Annotated in this window: 24 protein-coding genes; 17 read left to right on the plus strand and 7 right to left on the minus strand. The window is 68.1% G+C overall.

Annotated elements, in window-relative coordinates:
• Window positions 1-1,629: an efflux transporter outer membrane subunit gene (locus KPB06_RS08330; protein ID WP_410469516.1), complete on the plus strand. Its 1,629-nt coding sequence runs from the start codon at window positions 1-3 to the stop codon at window positions 1,627-1,629.
• A gap of 67 nt (window positions 1,630-1,696) precedes the next feature.
• Here KPB06_RS08330 and KPB06_RS08335 read toward each other — a convergent pair whose 3' ends face one another.
• Window positions 1,697-2,407: a response regulator gene (locus KPB06_RS08335; protein ID WP_226225672.1), complete on the minus strand. Its 711-nt coding sequence runs from the start codon at window positions 2,405-2,407 to the stop codon at window positions 1,697-1,699.
• A 581-nt stretch (window positions 2,408-2,988) separates the two neighbouring features.
• Between KPB06_RS08335 and KPB06_RS08340 the strand changes: the two genes are divergently transcribed.
• Together KPB06_RS08340 and KPB06_RS08345 are read left to right on the plus strand one after the other, a co-directional pair.
• A complete protein-coding gene (locus tag KPB06_RS08340) occupies window positions 2,989-3,321 on the plus strand; it encodes a hypothetical protein (protein ID WP_275905363.1) in 333 nt (110 codons plus the stop codon).
• A 23-nt stretch (window positions 3,322-3,344) separates the two neighbouring features.
• Window positions 3,345-3,566, plus strand: a complete 222-nt coding sequence (locus KPB06_RS08345; protein ID WP_059575116.1) for a hypothetical protein — start codon at window positions 3,345-3,347, stop codon at window positions 3,564-3,566.
• A 22-nt stretch (window positions 3,567-3,588) separates the two neighbouring features.
• Here the strand turns inward: KPB06_RS08345 and KPB06_RS08350 are convergent, their stop codons facing one another.
• The 3 genes from KPB06_RS08350 to KPB06_RS08360 form a co-directional block, all read right to left on the minus strand.
• Window positions 3,589-4,155 carry a GNAT family N-acetyltransferase gene (locus tag KPB06_RS08350; RefSeq protein WP_275905362.1) on the minus strand — a complete coding sequence of 189 codons (567 nt, stop codon included), beginning with the start codon at window positions 4,153-4,155 and terminating at the stop codon, window positions 3,589-3,591.
• 334 nt (window positions 4,156-4,489) lie between these two features.
• Entirely contained in the window at window positions 4,490-4,711 is a 222-nt protein-coding gene (locus KPB06_RS08355; RefSeq protein ID WP_059575120.1) for a hypothetical protein, read from the minus strand.
• A gap of 64 nt (window positions 4,712-4,775) precedes the next feature.
• The gene (locus tag KPB06_RS08360) at window positions 4,776-5,039 is read right to left on the minus strand and encodes an HPr family phosphocarrier protein (RefSeq protein ID WP_059575122.1); all 264 of its coding nucleotides are present in this window, start codon (window positions 5,037-5,039) and stop codon (window positions 4,776-4,778) included.
• A 359-nt stretch (window positions 5,040-5,398) separates the two neighbouring features.
• On the opposite strand from KPB06_RS08360, the gene KPB06_RS08365 reads away from it, so the two are divergent.
• Both KPB06_RS08365 and KPB06_RS08370 read left to right on the plus strand, forming a co-directional pair.
• Window positions 5,399-5,752, plus strand: a complete 354-nt coding sequence (locus KPB06_RS08365; RefSeq protein ID WP_006498247.1) for a zinc ribbon domain-containing protein YjdM — start codon at window positions 5,399-5,401, stop codon at window positions 5,750-5,752.
• Window positions 5,753-5,819: 67 nt separating this feature from the next.
• Window positions 5,820-6,656, plus strand: coding sequence for a spermine/spermidine synthase domain-containing protein (locus tag KPB06_RS08370; protein ID WP_059575124.1), 837 nt, complete (start codon window positions 5,820-5,822; stop codon window positions 6,654-6,656).
• A gap of 26 nt (window positions 6,657-6,682) precedes the next feature.
• On the opposite strand, the gene KPB06_RS08375 is transcribed toward KPB06_RS08370, so the two are convergent.
• Window positions 6,683-6,868: a ribbon-helix-helix protein, CopG family gene (locus KPB06_RS08375; protein WP_059575126.1), complete on the minus strand. Its 186-nt coding sequence runs from the start codon at window positions 6,866-6,868 to the stop codon at window positions 6,683-6,685.
• A gap of 79 nt (window positions 6,869-6,947) precedes the next feature.
• Window positions 6,948-7,706: a YoaK family protein gene (locus KPB06_RS08380; protein WP_226289162.1), complete on the minus strand. Its 759-nt coding sequence runs from the start codon at window positions 7,704-7,706 to the stop codon at window positions 6,948-6,950.
• Between the two features lie 235 nt (window positions 7,707-7,941).
• Here KPB06_RS08380 and KPB06_RS08385 point away from each other — a divergent pair, with 235 nt between their 5' ends.
• The 11 genes from KPB06_RS08385 to KPB06_RS08435 all read left to right on the plus strand — a co-directional run bounded on the left by KPB06_RS08385 (window position 7,942) and on the right by KPB06_RS08435 (window position 17,318).
• Window positions 7,942-8,292 (plus strand): hypothetical protein, encoded by a 351-nt coding sequence (locus tag KPB06_RS08385; RefSeq protein WP_059575235.1) that lies wholly within the window; start codon window positions 7,942-7,944, stop codon window positions 8,290-8,292.
• Window positions 8,289-8,501: a twin transmembrane helix small protein gene (locus tag KPB06_RS08390; RefSeq protein ID WP_006489184.1), complete on the plus strand. Its 213-nt coding sequence runs from the start codon at window positions 8,289-8,291 to the stop codon at window positions 8,499-8,501. The genes KPB06_RS08385 and KPB06_RS08390 overlap by 4 nt, the downstream gene beginning before the upstream one ends.
• 192 nt (window positions 8,502-8,693) lie before the next feature.
• Window positions 8,694-8,870, plus strand: coding sequence for a hypothetical protein (locus KPB06_RS08395; protein WP_226289160.1), 177 nt, complete (start codon window positions 8,694-8,696; stop codon window positions 8,868-8,870).
• Window positions 8,871-9,047: 177 nt separating this feature from the next.
• On the plus strand, window positions 9,048-9,851 hold the full coding sequence (locus KPB06_RS08400) for a transporter substrate-binding domain-containing protein (protein ID WP_316376823.1): 804 nt from the start codon (window positions 9,048-9,050) through the stop codon (window positions 9,849-9,851).
• Between the two features lie 4 nt (window positions 9,852-9,855).
• Window positions 9,856-10,590 carry an ABC transporter permease gene (locus KPB06_RS08405; protein ID WP_275905360.1) on the plus strand — a complete coding sequence of 245 codons (735 nt, stop codon included), beginning with the start codon at window positions 9,856-9,858 and terminating at the stop codon, window positions 10,588-10,590.
• Entirely contained in the window at window positions 10,587-11,354 is a 768-nt protein-coding gene (locus KPB06_RS08410) for an ABC transporter permease (RefSeq protein WP_275905359.1), read from the plus strand. The genes KPB06_RS08405 and KPB06_RS08410 overlap by 4 nt, the downstream gene beginning before the upstream one ends.
• A 26-nt stretch (window positions 11,355-11,380) precedes the next feature.
• Window positions 11,381-12,763 carry an LLM class flavin-dependent oxidoreductase gene (locus KPB06_RS08415; RefSeq protein ID WP_275905358.1) on the plus strand — a complete coding sequence of 461 codons (1,383 nt, stop codon included), beginning with the start codon at window positions 11,381-11,383 and terminating at the stop codon, window positions 12,761-12,763.
• A gap of 102 nt (window positions 12,764-12,865) precedes the next feature.
• Window positions 12,866-14,434: a sugar ABC transporter ATP-binding protein gene (locus KPB06_RS08420; RefSeq protein WP_275905357.1), complete on the plus strand. Its 1,569-nt coding sequence runs from the start codon at window positions 12,866-12,868 to the stop codon at window positions 14,432-14,434.
• Window positions 14,431-15,489 (plus strand): ABC transporter permease, encoded by a 1,059-nt coding sequence (locus KPB06_RS08425; protein ID WP_275905356.1) that lies wholly within the window; start codon window positions 14,431-14,433, stop codon window positions 15,487-15,489. The genes KPB06_RS08420 and KPB06_RS08425 overlap by 4 nt, the downstream gene beginning before the upstream one ends.
• A gap of 167 nt (window positions 15,490-15,656) precedes the next feature.
• Entirely contained in the window at window positions 15,657-16,727 is a 1,071-nt protein-coding gene (locus tag KPB06_RS08430) for a substrate-binding domain-containing protein (RefSeq protein WP_275905355.1), read from the plus strand.
• A 60-nt stretch (window positions 16,728-16,787) separates the two neighbouring features.
• Complete coding sequence (locus tag KPB06_RS08435) at window positions 16,788-17,318, plus strand: OsmC family protein (protein WP_275905354.1); 531 nt, start codon at window positions 16,788-16,790, stop codon at window positions 17,316-17,318.
• 143 nt (window positions 17,319-17,461) lie between these two features.
• Here KPB06_RS08435 and KPB06_RS08440 read toward each other — a convergent pair whose 3' ends face one another.
• The gene (locus KPB06_RS08440) at window positions 17,462-18,382 is read right to left on the minus strand and encodes an AraC family transcriptional regulator (RefSeq protein WP_059575238.1); all 921 of its coding nucleotides are present in this window, start codon (window positions 18,380-18,382) and stop codon (window positions 17,462-17,464) included.
• A 138-nt stretch (window positions 18,383-18,520) separates the two neighbouring features.
• Between KPB06_RS08440 and KPB06_RS08445 the strand changes: the two genes are divergently transcribed.
• A complete protein-coding gene (locus tag KPB06_RS08445) occupies window positions 18,521-19,486 on the plus strand; it encodes an SDR family NAD(P)-dependent oxidoreductase (RefSeq protein ID WP_059575141.1) in 966 nt (321 codons plus the stop codon).
• The last annotated feature ends 8 nt before the right edge of the window (window positions 19,487-19,494 follow it).

Here is a 19,494-nt window from a genome sequence, read left to right on the forward strand (position 1 = left end):
ATGCGCATGCGCCGCGACAATCGCAGCCACCGCCTGATTCGCCGCATCGTGTGCGGCGCGATGACGACGATCATCGCCGGCTGCACCGTCGGCCCCGATTACCAGCCGCCGCAAGCGGACGTCCCGGCCACCTGGCATGCGATGCAGGCGGACGGGCAGGCGGCGTCTCCCGCATCCGGCGTGGCCGCGCGGTCGTCGCCCACGATCGACGCCGATCCCGATCCGCGCTGGTGGCGCGCGTTCGGCGATCCGCTGCTCGACCGGCTCGTCGAGCGCGCCGCGCACGACAACCTCGACGTGCAGGCGGCCGTGCTGCGCATCGCGCAGGCACGCGCGCAGGTGCGCGCGGCCGCCGCGCAGGGCTTGCCGAACGTGCGCGCGAACGCGAGCTACCAGCGCGAGCAGCTCGGCCTGAAGGGCATCGTCGAGGAGCAGGGCATCGACCAGCGCGTCGATCGTCTCGGCGCGCCGGGCTCACCGCTCGACCGGTTCGGGCCAGGCACCGGAGCAAGCGTGCAGCAAGGTGCGCGCGGCGCGCTCGATGCCCTCGAATCGCCGGTCAACCTGTGGCAGGCCGGGTTCGACGCATCGTGGGAACTGGACCTGTTCGGCCGCGTGCGCCGCTCGGTCGAAGCGGCCGGCGCGCAGACGAGTGCCGCGGTCGCGAGCCGCGACGACGCGTTGCTGTCGCTCGAGGCCGAAGTCGCGCAGACCTATCTGCAACTGCGCGGCGCGCAAGCGCAGCGCGCGCTGGCCGACGACCTGCAACGCGCGCAGCGCGAATTGCTCGACCTGACGCGCGAGCAGGCCGCGCACGGTCTCGCGAGCGATCTCGACGTGCGCAGCGCCGACGCGCGGCTCGCGCAGATCCGCGCGCAACTGCCGCAGTTCGACCAGCAGATCGTGCTGCTGCGCAACGGTCTCGCCTATCTGGTCGGCGGCGCGCCGGGCGCGCTCGACGACTGGCTGGCCGCCCCGCGCGCGTTGCCGGCGGTGCCGCCGACCGTGCCGGTCGGCCTGCCGTCGACGCTCGCGCGCCGGCGCCCCGACATCCGCCGTGCGGAGGCCGAGCTGCATGCGGCCACCGCCGACGTCGGCGTCGCGGTCGCGCAGTTCTATCCGGACATTTCGCTGACGGGGCAGGTCGGCCTGCGCGCGTCGCACGTGCGCGAGCTCGCGCACTGGTCGCATCTGTTCTACGCGTTCGGGCCGGCCGTGTCGCTGCCGATCTTTTCCGGCGGCGCGCTCATGTCGAACCTGCGGCTGTCGCAGGCGCGCCAGGCCGAAGCGGCGCTCGCGTACCGGCAAGCCGTGCTCGTCGCGCTGCGCGACGTCGACAATGCGCTGGCCGTATACCGCACCGACCAGGCGCGCGCGGCCGCGCTCGACGACGCGGTGAAGGCCGAACAGGGCGCGCTGGACCTCGCGCGCGATCGCTACCGGAAGGGCCTGTCGCCGTTCCTCGACGTGCTGGATGCCGAGCGGCAATGGGCGGAGGGCCGGCAGCAGGCCGAGCAGGGCGCGTTGCAGACGACCACCGATCTCGTCGCGCTGTACAAGGCGCTCGGCGGCGGCTGGCAGGCGGGGCCGGCCGCGAATGAGGATACCGGCACGGCGCGCGCGCAGTAGCCTCGCGCGCGCGGCGGGCATCGCGTGCCGCGCTCGCGCAACGCCGTCCGGCGGCCCGCGCGCGGCTTCAATCCCATGCGTGCTTGCTGAACTGATAGCCCCTGGAGCGGATGGTCTTGATCCGTTTCGGTTCGTTCGCGTCGTCGCGCAGCTTGCGGCGCAGCTTCGAGATGCGGCCGTCGATCGAACGATCGAGGCCGTCGAACGCGATGCCGCGCAGCAGCAGCGTCAGGTCTTCCCGGCTCACCACCTCGCCCGCGCGGCACACGAGGGCCCACAGCAGATCGAATTCCGTCGACGTCAGGCGCGGCATGCTGCCGTCGGGCAGATGCACGCGGCGATCGGCCCGGTCGATCGAGAACTTGCCGAACACGTATCGCTGCGGCGAAGCCTGCACGGCGTCGCCCGCCGGCACGCGCGTGCGCCGCAACTGCGCCTTGATTCGCGCGAGCAGCAGACGCGGTTCGAGCGGCTTGCGGAGAAAATCGTCCGCGCCCAGTTCCAGGCCGAGCAATTCGTCGAACGGCTCGTCGCGACCCGTCACCATGATCACGATGCCGTCGTACTGGATGCGCGCCGCGCGGCAGATCTCGAAGCCGTCCTTGCCCGGCAGATTGACGTCGAGCAGCACCACGTCGGGGCGGCTCCCGACGATCGCCGCTGCCGCGCCGGCGCCGTCGCACAGCGTGTCCACCTGGTAATGATGCGTGCGCAGGTACTCGGCGATCAGCGCGGACAGCGGGACGTCGTCTTCGACGATCAGGATTCGGATGGGCATCGCTAAACGAAGGGGCAAAACGGGAAGGTGGCGAGCGGTCAGGCCCAGTCCGAGCGTGTCGTGGCCGAAGCGACGTGGATGATACTGCGCAACATTCCGATGGAATGTGGGGAAATCTGAATCGTTCGGTGAGCTTATCTACGCGCCAATCGCCGCCATCAGAGGAAACGCGCGGGGCAAGCGGCGCGAGGCCGCGCGTGAGGCTGAAACGGTTCGATGCGAGAGCCGGCGCGGCGCTCGGGACGATGCGCGCCCGCGCATCCGTCAGACGAAAACGTTTGCGCCACTTCGACGCCGCGCACCGTTCCCGCACCGCCCGACACCAGGCCGGGCAAGGTTAGTCGACATATCATTACAAAATATTACCGACGTCGCCGCGTTCCGCTCCCTACAATCCACACACCTGATCCGCGCGTCGCGCATTGCGCCTGTTTCGCGATCGTATCGACCATCGGTCTCGGCGAAGCGTCGAGTCATGTCGCTCACGTGAGGAACCGGATGCGCGGGAGTCGGGTCGCCGCCGCGGCGGCTCCCGATGGGCAGTCGGGCGGATGCTATCGATTACTGACGGGGGAAGCGAAATGACGCCGTTGCAAGTCGTCCAGAGTCTCGACGCACTCACGCATGCGATCGAAGCGGCGGTGGCGCGCGCCGACTGGAGCGAGGCCGTTCGGGCCGCCGAGACGCGTTCGGCGTTCATCGTTGCGCTTGCACCCGATCAACCGGACGAGGTCGTGTCGGCGCTGATGAAAGTGCAGGAGATCGATGTCCGGATTTCCACCGTCGCGCGCGGCACGCTCGAGGCGCTCATCGCGGAGGGCTGGATGGCGCTGCACGCAGCCCGCACGGCAACGAACGCGCTGAGGGCGCGGCAGCGGTCGCTCGATGCCGGCGCCGCGGCCACGCGACACTGAAATCCGTTTCCTTTGGTGATGGCATGAAATTCAGAGAACGCGCCAGTCAGGTCGATGCAACACGGTGGTTCGCCGAGGGCGACCATGAACGGGTAGAGCGCCGTCACGGCCTGTGGGCGATCGCGACGCCGGAAGGCTGGCGATCGGTGAAGCCGGGCGACTGGATCGTGCGCGACGAATCCGGCAACTGCTGGCCGATGGACGACGGCCTCTTCATGCATCGCTACGAACCGGTCGCCGACTGACTCGGCCGCCGGTTCGACGCGCCTACCGGCGCTTGCGTGAAAACAGCAATGAATCGGCGTCGTTGAAGCGGATGCGCCGCGGCTCGCCGTACCCGGCTTTCTCCGCGACCCGGATCGACACGACGTTGGTCGGCGCGATCAGACACACGCTGCGCTCGAACCGCTGTTGCGCGTCGAGCCATGCGAGCGCGGCCGCGAGCGCCTCGGTCGCATAGCCGTTGCCTTGCGCCCACGTCGCCAGCGCCCAGCCGGCTTCCGGCACGCCGCGGATCGGCGGGTCGATGTTGCGGTGGAAATCCGCGAAGCCGAGATCGCCGACGTAACGCCCCGACGCCTTTTCGCGAATCGCCCAGTACCCATAGCCAAGCAGCGGCCACAGCCCGCGATACGCGAGCATGCGCATCCACGAGTCGCGCGGCGTGGAAGGCGTGCCGTTGAAGATGTGCGCGACGACGCCCGGTTCCGCCCACATCGTGGCGAGTGCGTCGAAGTCGCCGAGCGGGTGGCCGTCAAGGATCAGACGGGGCGTGTCGAGAACGGGCGGAGACGAGACGGGGGGCACGGCGCTGAATGTCATCGGGCGTTCCATGAGGAAGGGGCGGCGACGCAGGGCGCCGCGCTCGGGTCTCGTACGATACCGCGTAAACGGCGACGTGGACGCAATTCCCCGCCCGCATCGGGGCATGCGGGCGCATCGCGCGGACGGCGCCGGCCGGCGGTGCCCGCATGGACCGGCTCGCGTGACGACGTCGCGGTCGGACGCATCGCGCGGGGCGTTCGACGAATGCGGCCGTTCGTCGCCGTGTAGCGAACGCCTGTAGCGAACCCCGACCGCGGCGAGCGGTCGGCCTGCTTCCTGACGGTGGTCATCGGCACGCCCGCGTGCTGCGCGCAATGCGGGATCGCGCCCGTGCCGGATGGCGTTACTTGCGGCTTTTCAGGAACGAGCGCCCTTCGGCCGTGATCGATGCGCCGGAGCGGCCGTGCGGAGGATGGCTGACGAACCCGGCGTTGACGAGCTCCCGCGCGATCGACCAGCCGAGCGCCGGCGCATCGCGGCCGTAGCGAACATCGGCGAGGCGTTCGAGCGCCCAGATCGCGGAGGCCGACAGGTTGGGGGTGTTGGACGTGAGCGTATCGTTCATGGCTTCCTCGGGAAATGGCGTTTCGGGGTGGGCGGCACACGGCCGGACGGAGGAGGTGCAAGCATCAGCTTGCCTGCAACAACGGCAGCAGCGCGTGCAGCGCCGCTTCCTCGTCGGGGCCGGTGGCGAGCACCTGGGCCGACGTGCCGCCGTGAACCTGCAGCGACGCGATCGCGCCGCTGTCTTTTGCATTGCTGCCGTGCCCGTTCGCGATCAGTTGGATGTCACTGTCGAAGCGGCGTGCCGCGTCGACGGTCGCATCGCGCGCGGCGCGGCCGCGATTGCGGTTCCATGCGGGGCCGATTTCAACGTACACAACGGTTGCCACGATGCTGGAAAGCCTCCGGACAAGTGGGCGGGGCGGCGCGCGACATGCAGGGTTACGCACGTGTAGCGGACATCGGGCGGCTGGCATGTCACGAATTCCCGCAGGGGCGCGGGTGCCGGCCGGGTGCATTGTACGCGCCATTCGGCGCGAACATGCCGACATCCGCTGCAAAGGCGTATTCAAATTCGCGGATTGTCGGAAAGTTGGGGATTATAATGCATCGGCCAGATCATGTGAATTACATTATAATGCCGTGTGCGCCGATGCCGGCCCGCGGCGTTGCCGACGGGCGAGTCTCGGCGTATCCGGGCGCGCAACCTGCTCGCCCGGCATCGTCGACCGACCCGAACTCCTCCCGAATGGAAGCCGCAATGAATGCCCCTGCCTGCCCGCAATGCGCGATGGAAAACACTTACCCCGACGGCGCGCTGACCGTGTGCGCGGACTGCGGCCACGAATGGTCGGCCGACGCCGGCGCCGAGGCCGGTGACGAACCGGCGGGCGACGTCGTCAAGGACGCGAACGGCAACGTGCTGTCGGACGGCGATTCGGTCGTGCTGATCAAGGACCTGCGCGTGAAGGGTTCGTCGATCACGCTGAAGATGGGCACCAAGGTCAAGAGCATCCGGCTCGTCGGCGGCGATCACGAAGTCGACTGCAAGACCGACATGGGCGGCTTCATGCTGAAGGCGTGCTACTTGAAGAAGGTCTGAGCGCACGGTCAGGCGACCGTTGCATCCGCGTTTTCAGCCGCTGTCTTTTTCATTCGACTACCCGCACATGGCCGAGGATCGCACTGCCTACGACGCGTTCGTCAGGTTCCTGGCGACGCCGCTGAACGACGGCCGGCCGTTCGTGCTGGAGACGCAGCACGCGGTCTCGCTGCACTTCGATCATTTCGGCACCCAGAGCTTCATGTCGCTGCATGATCCGGTGCGGCTCGCACTCGGTTATACGCGCGTGATGATGGGCTTCCTGCTGCTGCAGGCCGAGCCCGCACACATCTGCATGCTCGGGCTCGGCGGCGGGTCGCTCGCGAAGTACTGCTACCGCCACCTGCCCGGCACGAGGATCGATGCGGTCGAGATCAATCCCGACGTGATCGCGCTGCGCGACACGTTCAGGATTCCTGCCGACGATGCGCGCTTCACCGTGGTGTGCGCCGACGGCGCGGACCATCTGGAGCGGGCGGACGTCCGCACGGACGTGATCCTGCACGATGCGTTCGTCGCCGACGGCATGCGCGGCCGCTGTACGGGCGCTACTTTTCTCGATGCGTGCCGCGCACGCCTGAGCGAATCCGGCGTGCTCGCGATCAACTTCATGGACGACGATCCGGCGTTGCCGCAGCACCTCGAGCAGTTGCGATCGGTATTCGGTTCGTCGTATGCGCTGGTGCCGTGCGGCGACGACAACAACTTCGTTGCATTCGCATGGAAGGACGGCAGCCGATTGCCGTCGTTGCGTATCCTGCTGGAGCGGGCGCTCGCGTGCCCGCAGGCCGGTGAACTGAAGCTGGCCGCCACCGCGAGACGCATGAAGCACGGCGAGGGCATCGATTCGCGGCGGCTGGTCTGGCGCGCGCAGTCGCACGAACGTTGGGAGATCGGCGCGTAGCCGTACCGAGGGGGGGCGGGTCGTGCTTACTTCACGCGCTTGCCGATCGCGCTGCGGGTCTTGTACGTGACGCCGTGCCGGTCGAGATAGTCGCGGATCAACTGCCGCACGACTTGCGACGGCGTAAGGTCCTGCTCCGCGCAGAGCATCTCGAAGGCTTCCTTCTTCGCGGGATCGATCAGGACGGTCAGGCGGGCGGTTTTTGTTTCCATGACGGGGCGAGGGTGGTCGATATGTTAATAAAATTATAATCGATCCGCTTTCGGCGTTACCGCGGCGAGCGCCGCACGATCAGCGTTTGCTGCGCACCAGCGCGAGCAGATCGTCGATCACCGGCACGATGGCGAGCGTGACGAGCACCGCGGCGAGCGGCACGGTCGACACGTAGCCCACGTGCTTGAAGCCGATCGCGCCGGCCAGGCCGCCGACGAAGAACGACGAGAGCATCGTCGCGTGAATCCGCAGTTTCGACCGGTTGGCGATTACCGCGTGCGCGTCGACTTCGATGGCCGAGCGGTTCCAGTAGAACAGCTTGCCGAGCTCGATGCCGAGGTCGGTCACGATGCCGGTGATGTGCGTCGTGCGGATTTCCGCGCCGGAGAGCTTCGTGATCGTCGCGTTCTGCAACCCCATGATGAAGCACAGCAGCGTGACGGTCACCGGCACGAAGAACGTTTCCCACAGCGCGAGGTGGCTGCCGAGCAGCCCGAACAGCAACAGCAGCGCGGCCTCGACCAGCAGCGGCAGCATGAACTGGCTGTGCAGCCCGCGGCGGCGGCCCCAGTTGACGAGGATCGCCGAGCAGCCGGCGCCGATCAGGAACGACCCCAGCGAACTGATGCCGGCGAGCGCGAGCCGCACGTCGCCGAGGGCCGTCTGATCGGCGATCGCCGACACGATGCCGCTCATGTGCGACGTGTATTGCTTGACCGCGAGAAAGCCGCCGGCATTGGCCGCGCCGGCGACGAACGCGAGCGAAAACCCGAGCTGGCGGTTCGCGGTCGCGCTGCGGTGTTTTCCCGTCAGGTTTCGAAAGTACTGCGCTGGCATAAGGGCTTCGCTCGATCGTCGCGGATTCGTGGGTACAGGCGGAAAACCGGTGCCGGAGGGCGCGGCGGGCCCGCCGCTTGCACCGGATGCCGGGGCTGTCGAATCATGTGATGGATATGATAATGTCATTATCATACTCTGTTGGCCGGATGGTGCATTCAGTACAATGACGGAAGGCGCCGCCGGCCGGCTGTTTCGCCGCCGCGCGGCGCCGATCACTTCTGCCCACCGCTTCATGACCCCGATCAAGTTCATCCTTCGCTACACGGCGATCCCGTTCACGGCCATCGTCGCCGTGGTGGTCTGGACCGTCATTCCATCGTCGAAAGAGATCGATGCGAGACAATATGCGGCGCTGTCGCGTGCGTACGCGAGTTTCCCGCTGCCGTTCCGGCGCGAGATCTCGGACACGATGGCGCACGGCACGATCAACGACCGGCGCTACCAGGCGCTCGTGCGCGATTCGCTGGGCAACGGCGTCGCGCTGGACTGGCCGGCGTCGGGCGTCGGCGGCGTCGCCGACGAGCGCCAAAAACTGGCCGAACTGATTCAGGCCGATTCGGATCTTCAAAGGCAACGGCAATGAAAACCCTGCTGGTATCTGTGGCATTCGCGATGATCATCGCGAGCCTGATCTTCGCGCTGTACTTCATGAATCACGATCGCGGCAAGTCCAAGCGGATGGCGTGGTCGCTCGCCGCGCGCGTCGGATTGTCGGTCACGCTGTTTCTGTCGCTGCTGATCGCGTACAAGCTCGGCTGGATCGAGCCGACGGGGTTGCCGATCGGGCGGTGAGGCGCCGTCGCGTCAGGGCGGGCGGCGTGAGCGGGCGACGTCGCGTTGCCTGACCCGGAGCGGCGTTAGCGCGTGCGCGCCGAATTTGTCGATGTCGTTGGTGCGTGCGCGTTCAGCGCCGGGTTGCGCCGGCAGGCAGCCGCGTCCAGTCGCGGCGATCGCCCGCCGCTCGTGATGAACTCGTTTCATTCAGTGACCGGCGAATCCGATGCCGACGTCGCGCGGCGGTTGCGCGACAAGCATGAGCGGATCGATGACGAACAGGGCGGACTGAAGCTCGTCGACATGCCGGGCGGCGGCGTGGACCTGCGCGGCCTGGCGCTCGACCGGCCGCAGCGGGCGTTGCGGCGCGAGGCCGCGGCGGCGTGAGAGGATGACCCGCGCACCATGCGCGGGCGCTGGCCGGCGCGCGGTGCCGTGCATATCGCGCGATCAGATATCCATCGAAAAAATAACCATTTGGTACACGCGTCGGCGCGCATTACAGTCTCGCCTTCCGCCGGCTGCAACGCCGGTCGTTCCGACGTTATTCCAGATAATCGCCACATGAATCGTTCGATGCGTTCCAGGGTCCGCCGTGCCGCGGCCGCGCTGTTCGTGCTCGGCCTCGCGCCGGTTTCCCATGCGGCCCAGCCGACGTTGCGCGTCGGTATCGACGCCGAGTCATACCCGCCGTTCTTTTCGAAGGACGCCGCCGGCAAATGGAAGGGCTGGGAAGTCGACGTGCTCGATGCCGCGTGCGGGAAGCTGAACGTGCGCTGCGAGCTCACCGACATTGCGTGGGACGGCCTGATTCCGGCGTTGCAGAACCGCAAGATCGACGTGATCTGGTCGTCGATGACGATCACCGGCGAACGGCAGAAAGCGATCGATTTCAGCCGTGCGTATTACGAATCGCCGACGGTGTTCGTCGGTGCGAAAAGCGACCGGCGCCGCGTCGACTGCGCGGTGCCCGCGACCTTCAAGGGCCGCGTGATCGGCGTCGAGGCCGGCACCAACTTCTCGGCGTTCCTCGATGCCCGCTTCAAGCAGGACGCGCAGATCAAGGCGTTCGACAAGTTCGACAACGCGCTCGCCGATCTGGTGTCCGGTCGCGTCGACTACGTGCAGGAAGGCAAGGGGCTGTTCACGGCGTTCCTCGCGTCGCGCGACGGCAAGGACTTCGAGGTCAAGGCCACGTGCACGGACGATCCGGTGCTGGGCCTCGGCATCGGCGCGGGCGTGCGCCACGGCGATGCGCTGCGCGGCAAGCTGTCGACCGCGATCGCGCAACTGCAGCAGGACGGCACGTGGGATGTGATCACCGCCCGCTATCCGAACCTGAAGGGCACGATCGAGAAAGGCCGCTGACCCGATGGCCGTGGACGATTCGCTGCTCGCGCTGCTCGCCTTCGGCGACGGCGGATATGGCCGCGTGTTCGCGAGTGCGTTCGCGCTGACGTTCGGCGTCGCGGCCGCATCGTTCTGCACCGGCGTGCTGCTCGGCATCGCCGGCGCGCTCGGCAAGCTGTCGCGATATTCAGCGCTTGTAGGGCTGGCGCGGCTCTACACGATGCTCGTGCGCGCGCTGCCCGAGCTGCTGTGCCTGCTGCTCGCGTTCTACGCGGTCGCACCGGCCATCGAGAACGCGCTGCGCGGCAGCGGCATCGTACCCGGCGACTTCGCGTTCGACCCGTTCGTCGTCGCCGCACTGTCGCTCGGCTTCATCCAGGGCGCGTATCTCACCGACATCTTCCGCGCGGCGCTCGTCAACGTGCCGGTCGGCCAGATCGAAGCCGCGCACGCGTATGGGATGACGTCCTGGCAGACGTTCGCGCGCATCCGGCTGCCGGCCGCCGCGCGGCTCGCGCTGCCGGGCGTCGGCAACGTGTGGCTGAACGCGACCAAGGACGCGTCGTTCATCAGCGTGCTCGGTTCGTTCACGGATCTGCTGAAGGCGAGCCAGCTCGCGGCCGGCGCGACGCGGCACTACGTATTCTTCTATCTGGTCACGGCCGCGCTGTTCCTGTTGCTGAGCGTCACGTCGGCGGGCATCTTCGCGGCGCTCGAGCGGCATGCGAATCGCGGCATGAGGCGTGCGACGACATGATCTTCTCGCTGCCTTTCCTGCTCGACACGGTAATGCCGAAGCTGCTCGCCGCGGTGCCGACGACGCTGGCGCTGACGCTTGTGTCGGGTGCGGCCAGCGTGCTGCTGGGCGTGCCGCTCGCGCTCGCCGCCGGCGCACGCCATACGCCGTTGCGCTGGTCCGCGCGCAGCTGGCTCATGCTGATACGCGGCACGCCGCTGCTCGTCCAGCTCTATCTGTTGTACTACGGATTCGGGCAGATCGTCCCGCGCGAGTGGATGCGCGACAGCTGGGCGTCGCCGCTGCTGCGTGACGCGTTCTGGTACGCGATCGTCGCGTTGAGCGTGAACGAGAGCGCGTATGTCGCGACGATCCTGCGCGGCGCGATCGCCGGCGTGCCGGCTGGCGAGATCGAGGCCGGCCACGCATACGGGATGACGCGCGTGCAGGTGCTGCGCCGCATCGTCGGCCCGCGAGCGTGGCGGCTTGCGCTGCCCGCGCTCACCGGAGAGGCGATCCTGCTGCTGAAATCGACCGTCCTCGCGTCCACCGTGACCGTGTTCGACGTGATGGGCACGGCCAATACGCTGCGCTTCGAGACGTTGCGCGTGTACGAACCGCTGGCCGGTGCGGCGATCGTCTATGTCGTGCTGGTCGCGCTGCTGACCATTCCTGCCGCCCGTCTCGAGCAGCGCGTCAATCGCTACCTGACGCGCGCACCCGACGAACGCATGCCCGCCCGGCGCCGCCGCGCGTCGTCGGGCGCGTGGGCGGCGCCCAACTGATTCCTGCCCTGGTAACGAATTCCACGATGTCCGATCCTCGCCCCTTGCTGTTTTCCCTGTATGAACAAGCCAGCGTCGGCTGCGGCGGCGCGCCGAGCCTGTGGACCCATCCCGCCGACGAGCGGCTGCGCGCGAACACGCTCCCGTTCTGGTCGAACCTCGCGCGCACGGCCGAGCAGGCCGATCTCGACATGCTGTTCTTCGCGGACGTGCTCGGCCTGTACGACGTCTATGGCGGGTCGGCCGACGCCGCGGTGCAGTGGGCGGTCGAGGCGCCCGCGAACGATCCGATGATGCTGATTCCGGCGCTCGTCGCGCAGACCGAGCGGCTCGCGTTCGGCGTGACGGCGAGCACGACGTACGAGCACCCGTTCGCGCTCGCGCGCCGCTTCAGCACGCTCGATCATCTGAGCAACGGCCGGATCGGCTGGAACATCGTGACGTCCTACCTGACGAGCGCGGCGCGCAACTTCGGGCTCGACCGGATGATCGGCCATGACGAACGCTACGCGCGCGCCGAGGAATTTCTCGACGTCGTGTACAAGCTGTGGGAAGGGAGCTGGGCGGACGACGCGGTCGTCGCCGACAAGCACGCGCCGCGCTATGCGCGTGGCGACCGCGTGCGGCCGATCGCGCACGAAGGCACGCATTACCGCGTGCAGGGGCCGCACGTCTGCGCGCCGTCGCCGCAGCGCTCGCCCGTGCTGATCCAGGCCGGCTGGTCGGGGCGCGGGCGCGCGTTCGCGGCGAAGCACGCGGAGGTGGTGTTCGTCGCGAAGTCGAATCCGCACGAGATTCGTGCGGGCCTCGACGAGATTCGGCGGCTCGCGGCCGAACGCGGCCGGGCGGCGGACGACGTGAAGTCGCTGACGGTGCTGCGGATCGTGACGGCGCGCTCGTCGAGCGACGCGAAGGAGAAATATCACACGCTGCAGCAGCACTATCACCGGCACGCGCAACTCGTCAGCTATGCGGGCGACACCGGCATCGACATCGACCGCTATGCGGACGACGAGCCGCTGACGACGCACACGGAAGGGCTGACGTCCTACGTGGTGCGGCCGGACGGCAGCGGCAAGCCGCTCACCGCCGGCGACGTGCGGCGCAAGTTCGCGAGCGTCACGCGCGGCACCGACCTGATCCTCGTCGGCTCGCCCGACGAAATCGCGGACCAGCTCGCCGAGCATGCGCGGCAGTCGACGACGAGCGGCTACATGCTCAATCCGCTGATCAGCCCGGGCACGCTCGACGATTTCGCCGAACTGATCGTGCCGGAACTGAAGAAGCGCGGCCTGTACCGCACGACGCCGGCGAGCGGCACCTTCCGTTCACGGCTGAGCGGCAGCGACCGCCTGCCCGATACGGCCTACGGTGCTTCATTCCGGTTTCCCGTGCCGGAAGCGGGCTGACGAGGCGATCGATGCCGGACGACCCTCAGCGGAGTTGCATGACATGACCGACGACGTACTGTTCCTGCTGCAACCGCGTCGTGCCGACCGGAATCTTCGGGCATGAATGGCGCGACGAACGAAACCATGGACGCGCCGCGGCGCGAAGATCGATCGCATCGATCGGCGTCGCCGCCCGTCCTGAGCGCCGCCGGCATCGCGAAACGCTTCGACGCGACCGTCGCGCTGGCGGCGCTCGATCTGTCGATCGGCGCCGGAGAAGTCGTCGCGCTGATGGGCGCGAATGGCGCGGGCAAGTCGACCTTCGTCAAGATCCTGAGCGGCGCGCTGCAAGCGGACGGCGGCACGCTGACGCTGCACGGCGAACCGTATCGGCCGGGTTCGCCGCACGCGGCGAAGCGGCTCGGCGTCGCGACCGTGCACCAGTCGGTGGCCGATGCCGTCGTGCCAACGCTGTCGATCGCCGACAACCTGCTGCTGGACCGGCTGTGCGATCCGGCCTCGCCGTGGCGCGTGCCGCCGGCCGCGCGGCGTGGCGCGGCGCGATCGCTCGCCGCGCGGGTCGGGCTCGACGTCGATCTGGCGGCGCCGCTGGCCTCGCTGTCGCTGGCCGACCAGCAGCGCGTGACCTTGGCGCGCGCGCTGGCCGGGCAGCCGTCGTTGTTGATTCTCGACGAGCCGACTGCCAGCTTGTCCGCCGCGGAGGCCGAACGGCTGTTCGTCCTGATGGACGCATTGCGCCGCGACGGCGTCGCCATCCTGCTGGTATCGCATCGGCTCGGCGATTTGCGTCGCATCGCCGATCGTGCGGCGATCGTCCGCGACGGCCGGATCGTTGCCGATCTGGCCGCGCCGATCGATTTCGACGCCGCGGTGGAAACGATGATCGGCCGGCCGCTGCCGCGTACGCGTGCGGCGGCGCCGGAGCGTGCCGGGCTGGCCGGATCCGGGGCCGAGGTCGGTTCAGGCTTCAGCGTGCGGCAGATCCGGCTGACGCCGACCAGTACGCCGTTCGATCTCGATGTCCGGCGCGGCGAGATCGTCGCGATCGCGGGCCCGGTCGGCGGCGGCAAGTCGCGCTTCGCACGGACGATCTTCGGCGCGGTGCGGGCGGCGGCCGGCGAGATGACGCTCGACGGCCGGCCGTGGCGGCCACGTTCGCCGGCGGACGCGATTCGCGCCGGCGTATTCCTGGCCGGCGAGGATCGCTGGCGCACGTCGCTGTTTCCCGACAGCGTGCCGTTCGCGTCGATCGCGGGCACGATCGGCTTTCCGTTCCTGTCGCGCTGGTTCGCGAGCGGCGCGGTGCGCCGAGCCCGCGAACGCACGGCGGCCGCGGCGGCGATCGCACGGTTCGGCATTCGCTGCGAGGGGCCCGACGATCGCGTCGCGCACCTGTCCGGCGGCAACCAGCAGAAGGTCGTGCTCGCGCGCTGGCACGCCGAACCGGCGCGGCTGCTGCTGCTCGACGAACCGTTCCAGGGCATCGATGCGGGCGCGCGCGCCGATATCGTCGATACGCTGCGCCGTCATGCGCATGAGCGCGCGACGATCGTGTTCGTCAGCGATCTCGAGGAAGCCGCCGAGATCGCCGACCGTATCGTGCGGTTCGATCGCGCGACGCTCGATGGTCTGCCTCCGACTGCTTCCATCGTGGGTGCTTGCTCATGAAACCCGTGACTTCTTCCGATGTACGTCATGCCGCATCCGTCGAACGATCGTCGCGCGCCGGGCCGGCGCGCATCCGCGATGCGCTCGAACGAACCGGCATCCTGCTCGTGCTCGCCGCTCTCGTGGTCGTGTTCGCGATCAGGGAGCCCGCGTTCCTGAACCTCGACAACCTGTTCAGCATCCTGCAGGCGGTGTCGATCGTCGCGTTGCTCGGCGTCGGCGTGACGGTCACGCTCGCGGCCGGCGGTTTCGACCTGTCGGTCGGCAGCGTGGCCGCGACCGCGCAGATGGCCGCGAGCTACGTGCTGGTCGTCTGGCACGGCAGCGCGTGGGCGGCCGTGATCGCCTGCGTCGCGCTCGGCGTGGCTGCCGGATTGTTCAACGGCGTGCTGATTACGTGGCTGCGCGTGCCCGACCAGCTCGCGACGCTCGGCACGCTGTTCCTGCTGGCCGGCCTGCAGTTGATCCCCACCGGCGGCCGTTCGCTGGCGACCGGCTCCGTGCTGCCCGACGGCACGGATGCGACGGGCGTGTTCCCCGACGCGTTTCTCGCGCTCGGCCGGCTGCGCGTGTTCGACGTCGTACCGTTGCCGGTGCTGGTGCTTGCGGCCGTGACGGTGCTGGCCTGCATCACGATGGAAGCGACGCGCTGGGGGCGCGTGATCTATGCGATCGGCGGCAACGAAACGGCCGCGCGGCTGGCCGGCGCACCGGCCGCGCGCTACCGCGTCGCGGCGTATGTCGTGTCGGGCGCGATCGCATCGCTGGGCGGCGTGCTGATCGCCGCGCGGGTCGGCCGCGGCGACGTGAGCGCGGGGCACTCGCTGCTGCTCGACGCGGTGGCCGCCGCGCTGATCGGTTACGCGGTGTGGGGCGCGAAGCGGCCCAACGTGTTCGGCACGGTCGTCGGCGCGGTGTTCGTCGGCGTGCTGCTCAACGGGCTGACGATGCTGAACGCACCGTACTACATGCAGGATTTCATCAAGGGCGTGCTGCTCGTGCTGGCCCTCGCGTTTACCTTCGGCATCGGTCGCCGTGCGGACGCCCGGGCGTGATGGGTGAGGTCGCCGAGACTCGGATCAGGCATGGACGGGTTCGAAGAATCTTCAGGCTGGACCGTTTGTCATCCAAAGTAATATCGATTGCCGAATCGGTCGGTTTGAGTTTGCGTGTCGCGCTGATAGATTGAACCGATATCGTTCTATATGGAGACAGACGCGCCATGCGCTCATTGCTTCGCCGAAAGTCACGCATCGAACCGAAACTCGGCGCGCTCGCGCTGGGCGTCGCGCTCGTGCTGGGTGTGCCCGCGGCGTACGCCGGCCCGCTCAAGGGCGCGCCGGCGCCATTCGACAAGGGCGGCGTGAAGATCGCGCTCGTCAACTACCTGTCGACCGGCGATTTTTTCCAGGCCTACGAAGCCGGCGCGCAGAAGCAGGCACGTGCGCTCGGCGTCGATCTGCGCATCTACGAAGGCCGGCAGGACGCGGCCGAGCAGCGCGAGCAGATTCAGCAGGCGATCAGCATCGGCGTGTCCGCGATCATCGTCAATCACGGTTTGCCGGAATCGCTGAAGGACGTCGTTCAGCGTGCGCTGGACAAAGGCATCAAGGTCGTTGCGTTCGACGTCGATCTCGCCAATCCGAAGGTGCCGCAGATCGAGCAGAACGATCGCGACCTCGCAAACCTGCTGCTCGATCAGGCCGTGAAGGACAACGGCGACGCGTTCGCGGCAGGGTACGTGTACGTGGCCGGATTCGCGCCGCTCGACCGGCGCGATGCCGCGTGGCGCGACTTCAAGCGTGCGCACCCGAAGGTGAAGGAAAAGGCGCGCTGGGGCACCGTCGACAATCCGATCGCGCAATCGGTCGCGAACCAGGCGGCGGCCGCGTATCGCGCGAATCCCGACATTCGCGTCGTATTCGCGCCGTACGACGAGTTCGCGCGCGGCGCGAAGCTCGCGGCCGACGAGGCCAGGCTGTCGTCGAAGCTGCGCATCTACAGCGCGGACGTATCGACGGCCGACATCGAGGCCATTCGCGCACCGAACAGCGCGTGGGTCGCGACGGCCGCGACCAATCCGGCGGTCGTCGGCGCGGTGTCGGTGCGAGCGGCGGCGCTGCTGGTGGCCGGGCAAAACCCGGGCGCGCGCATCGCGGTCAAGCCGACGCTGATTACGCGCGACGATCTCGTGAAGAACGACATTCATACCGTGGCCGAACTCGGCGCGAAGTTTCCGGCGTTCCGCGCGAGCGATGCGGCGACGGCCGCGTGGATTCCGGCGGTCGACTGATCGCCCTGGCGCGCAACGAACCGATCCGTCGCCTGCGTGCCGCCTACCCATGACTCGACCATGACGACCCTGAACGACTATCTCGTACAAAAGCGCGACGCCTGGCGAGCGAAGCAGCAGGCCGCCCGCAACGATCCCGATCTCAAGGCGACGCCGCTGAAGGCGACCGTGCGCGCGCTCGGTCGCAGCGGCGTGCGCGAGATCCGGATTCGCGACTTCCAGGTGATCAGCGACAGCCCGCCCGATTTCGCGGGATACAACCTCGGGCCTGCGTCGCCGGAACTGCAACTGGGCGTGCTCGGCAGTTGCCTCACGCACATCACGTTGATCCAGGCCGCGGAGCGGGGCCTGAAGATCGACGCGATCGAAGTCGAAGTCACCGGCGACCAGCATCCGCTCGCGCAGCAGCCGGGGTTCGAGCACGTTCCGGTATTCCCGCACAACATCCGCTATACGCTGGACATCGTGTCGCCGGAGCCGCCGGAGGTCATTCGGGCGTTGCATCAGGCGGTCGAAGCGGTGTGCCCGATCTTCAATTTGCTGAGGTTGCCGCAGCACATCGACGGGGAATTGCGGCATACGAACGGGTGATGCGCCGACGCATTGCTGCTCGGCCGAGTTTGTAAATGAAATCGGTGTATTGTGATAAGAATACTTATCCCGATGGTGGTAATTCAAGTGCAGAGCGTTGGCGTATTCGGACCACCGCGTGCCCGACGAGGGCCGTAACGACGCTAGTTGCCCGATTCCTTCGTCACGTCATGACGATAGGCACGCGGCGAGCAGCCCACGATGCGTTTGAACGCATGGCCGAACGCGCTATCCGAGTCGTAGCCGAGCCGCTGCGCGATCGCCGAGATCGACGCCGTGGAGTGGCGCAGTTCGTGCATCGCCAGCTGTATCCGCCACCGCAGCACGTATTCGAGCGGGCCGAACCCGAGCCGCCGCTTGAAATGCAGCGCGAACGTCGAACGCGACACATGGCAGCAGGCCGCCAGCGCGTCGACGGTCCAGCGTCGCTCGGGCGCCGCGTGAATCGCGGCCAGCGCCGCGCTCACCCGCGGATCCGCGAATCCGGCCAGCCACCCGACGTCGCCGTTCGCGCCGGCGTCCACATAGCGCCGCAGGATCTGCACGAGCATCATGTGTCCGAGATGCCGAACCATCAGCGAGCCGCCCGGCGACGCCGCGACGAACTCCCGTGCGAGTTGCTGCAGCGACCAGCGCAGTACCGCCGCCGGTTCGGAATCGCCGCTCACGATCACCACGGGCGGCAGGCTGCCGAGCAGCAGCGGCATCCGTTCTTCGTAGGCGAAGCGGCCGCCGATCAGAAAGCAATCGGCCGGTTCGCCATAGTGCGCGATACCGCGGTCGACATGTCGGTACACGTCGGCGGCGGGCACCGGCGCGACCGACGGATCGCTCGCCAGCGAAAATGCCCGCGGCGCGGCGAGCAGGAAGCAGTCGCCCGTGCGCAGCCGGACGGGTGGCCCCGCACCGTCGACGGTCAGCCAGCAACTGCCTTCGACCACCGCGTTGAACTTGATCCCGTCGGGCGGGGGAAGGTCGACCGCCCACGGGCCGCCGGCCCGCAGGCCGGTGAAAAACGAGTCGCGCGTTTCCAGCAGCGACAGCACTTCCGATAGCGGGTCCACGCGCAATCCCGGACGATCTCGACGAAAAACCGGATTCTATTGCATTCACAGTCCGGATGCGCGGCCGGAGAATGGGCTCATGCAGTGACGCGGCCGATGGGCGGCCGCGTGCTTCGCACGCCGTTCCTGGAGCTTTCAATGACGAGCAGGCAGCACCCCCTTTATTCCGGATTCGACGCTGCATCGACGGCGAGCGACGTCCTGGCCGGTCTCGACCTGCGCGGCAAGACCGCGATCGTCACGGGCGGCCATTCGGGTCTCGGGCTCGCAACCACGCGTGCACTGGCGCAAGCCGGCGCGCGCGTCGTCGTCGGCGCGCGGAGCGTCGCGGCCGCGCGCGAGGCGACGCGCGACATCGCCGGCGTGGAGATCGCGACGCTCGATCTCGCGGACCCCGCGAGCGTGGATGCATTCGCGGCCCGGTTTGTCGACGCGCGGCGCAACGTACATATCGTCATCAACAGCGCGGGCATCATGGCCTGCCCCGAGACCCGCGTCGGCGACGGTCGGGAAGCGCAGATGGCCGTCAATCACCTCGGTCACTACGTGCTCGTCAACCGCCTATGGCCTGCGCTCGCGCACGGCGACGGCGCACGTGTGGTCGCGGTGTCGTCGCTCGGGCACCGGCTGTCGCCGATCCGTTGGGACGATATCGCGTTCACGCGCGGTTACGACAAATGGCTGGCGTACGGACAGTCGAAAACCGCTAACGCCTTGTTCGCGGTGCAGCTCGACGTGCTCGGTGCGCCATTCGGCGTTCGCGCATATTCGCTGCATCCCGGCAAGATCGCGACGCCGCTGCAGCGCCATCTGACGCGCGAGGAAATGATGGCGCAAGGTTGGGTGGACGAGCACGGTGTGCCGATCGATCCGACTTTCAAGACACCTGAGCAGGGTGCGGCAACCCAGGTATGGGCGGCGACGTCGCCGCGCGTTGCCGATCTCGGCGGTGTTTATTGCGAGGATTGCGACGTCGCGACAGTGACGCGCGGCAACGAGGAATCAGGCGTGCGGCCGCATGCGATCGATCCGGAGGAAGCGGCGCGGCTGTGGGCGTGGTCCGCGGCCGCGACGGGCGTCGATGCCTTTGCCGTGCGGCGCTGACGCCTAGG

This window comes from Burkholderia semiarida, assembly GCF_029268935.1.
Lineage (GTDB): Bacteria > Pseudomonadota > Gammaproteobacteria > Burkholderiales > Burkholderiaceae > Burkholderia > Burkholderia semiarida.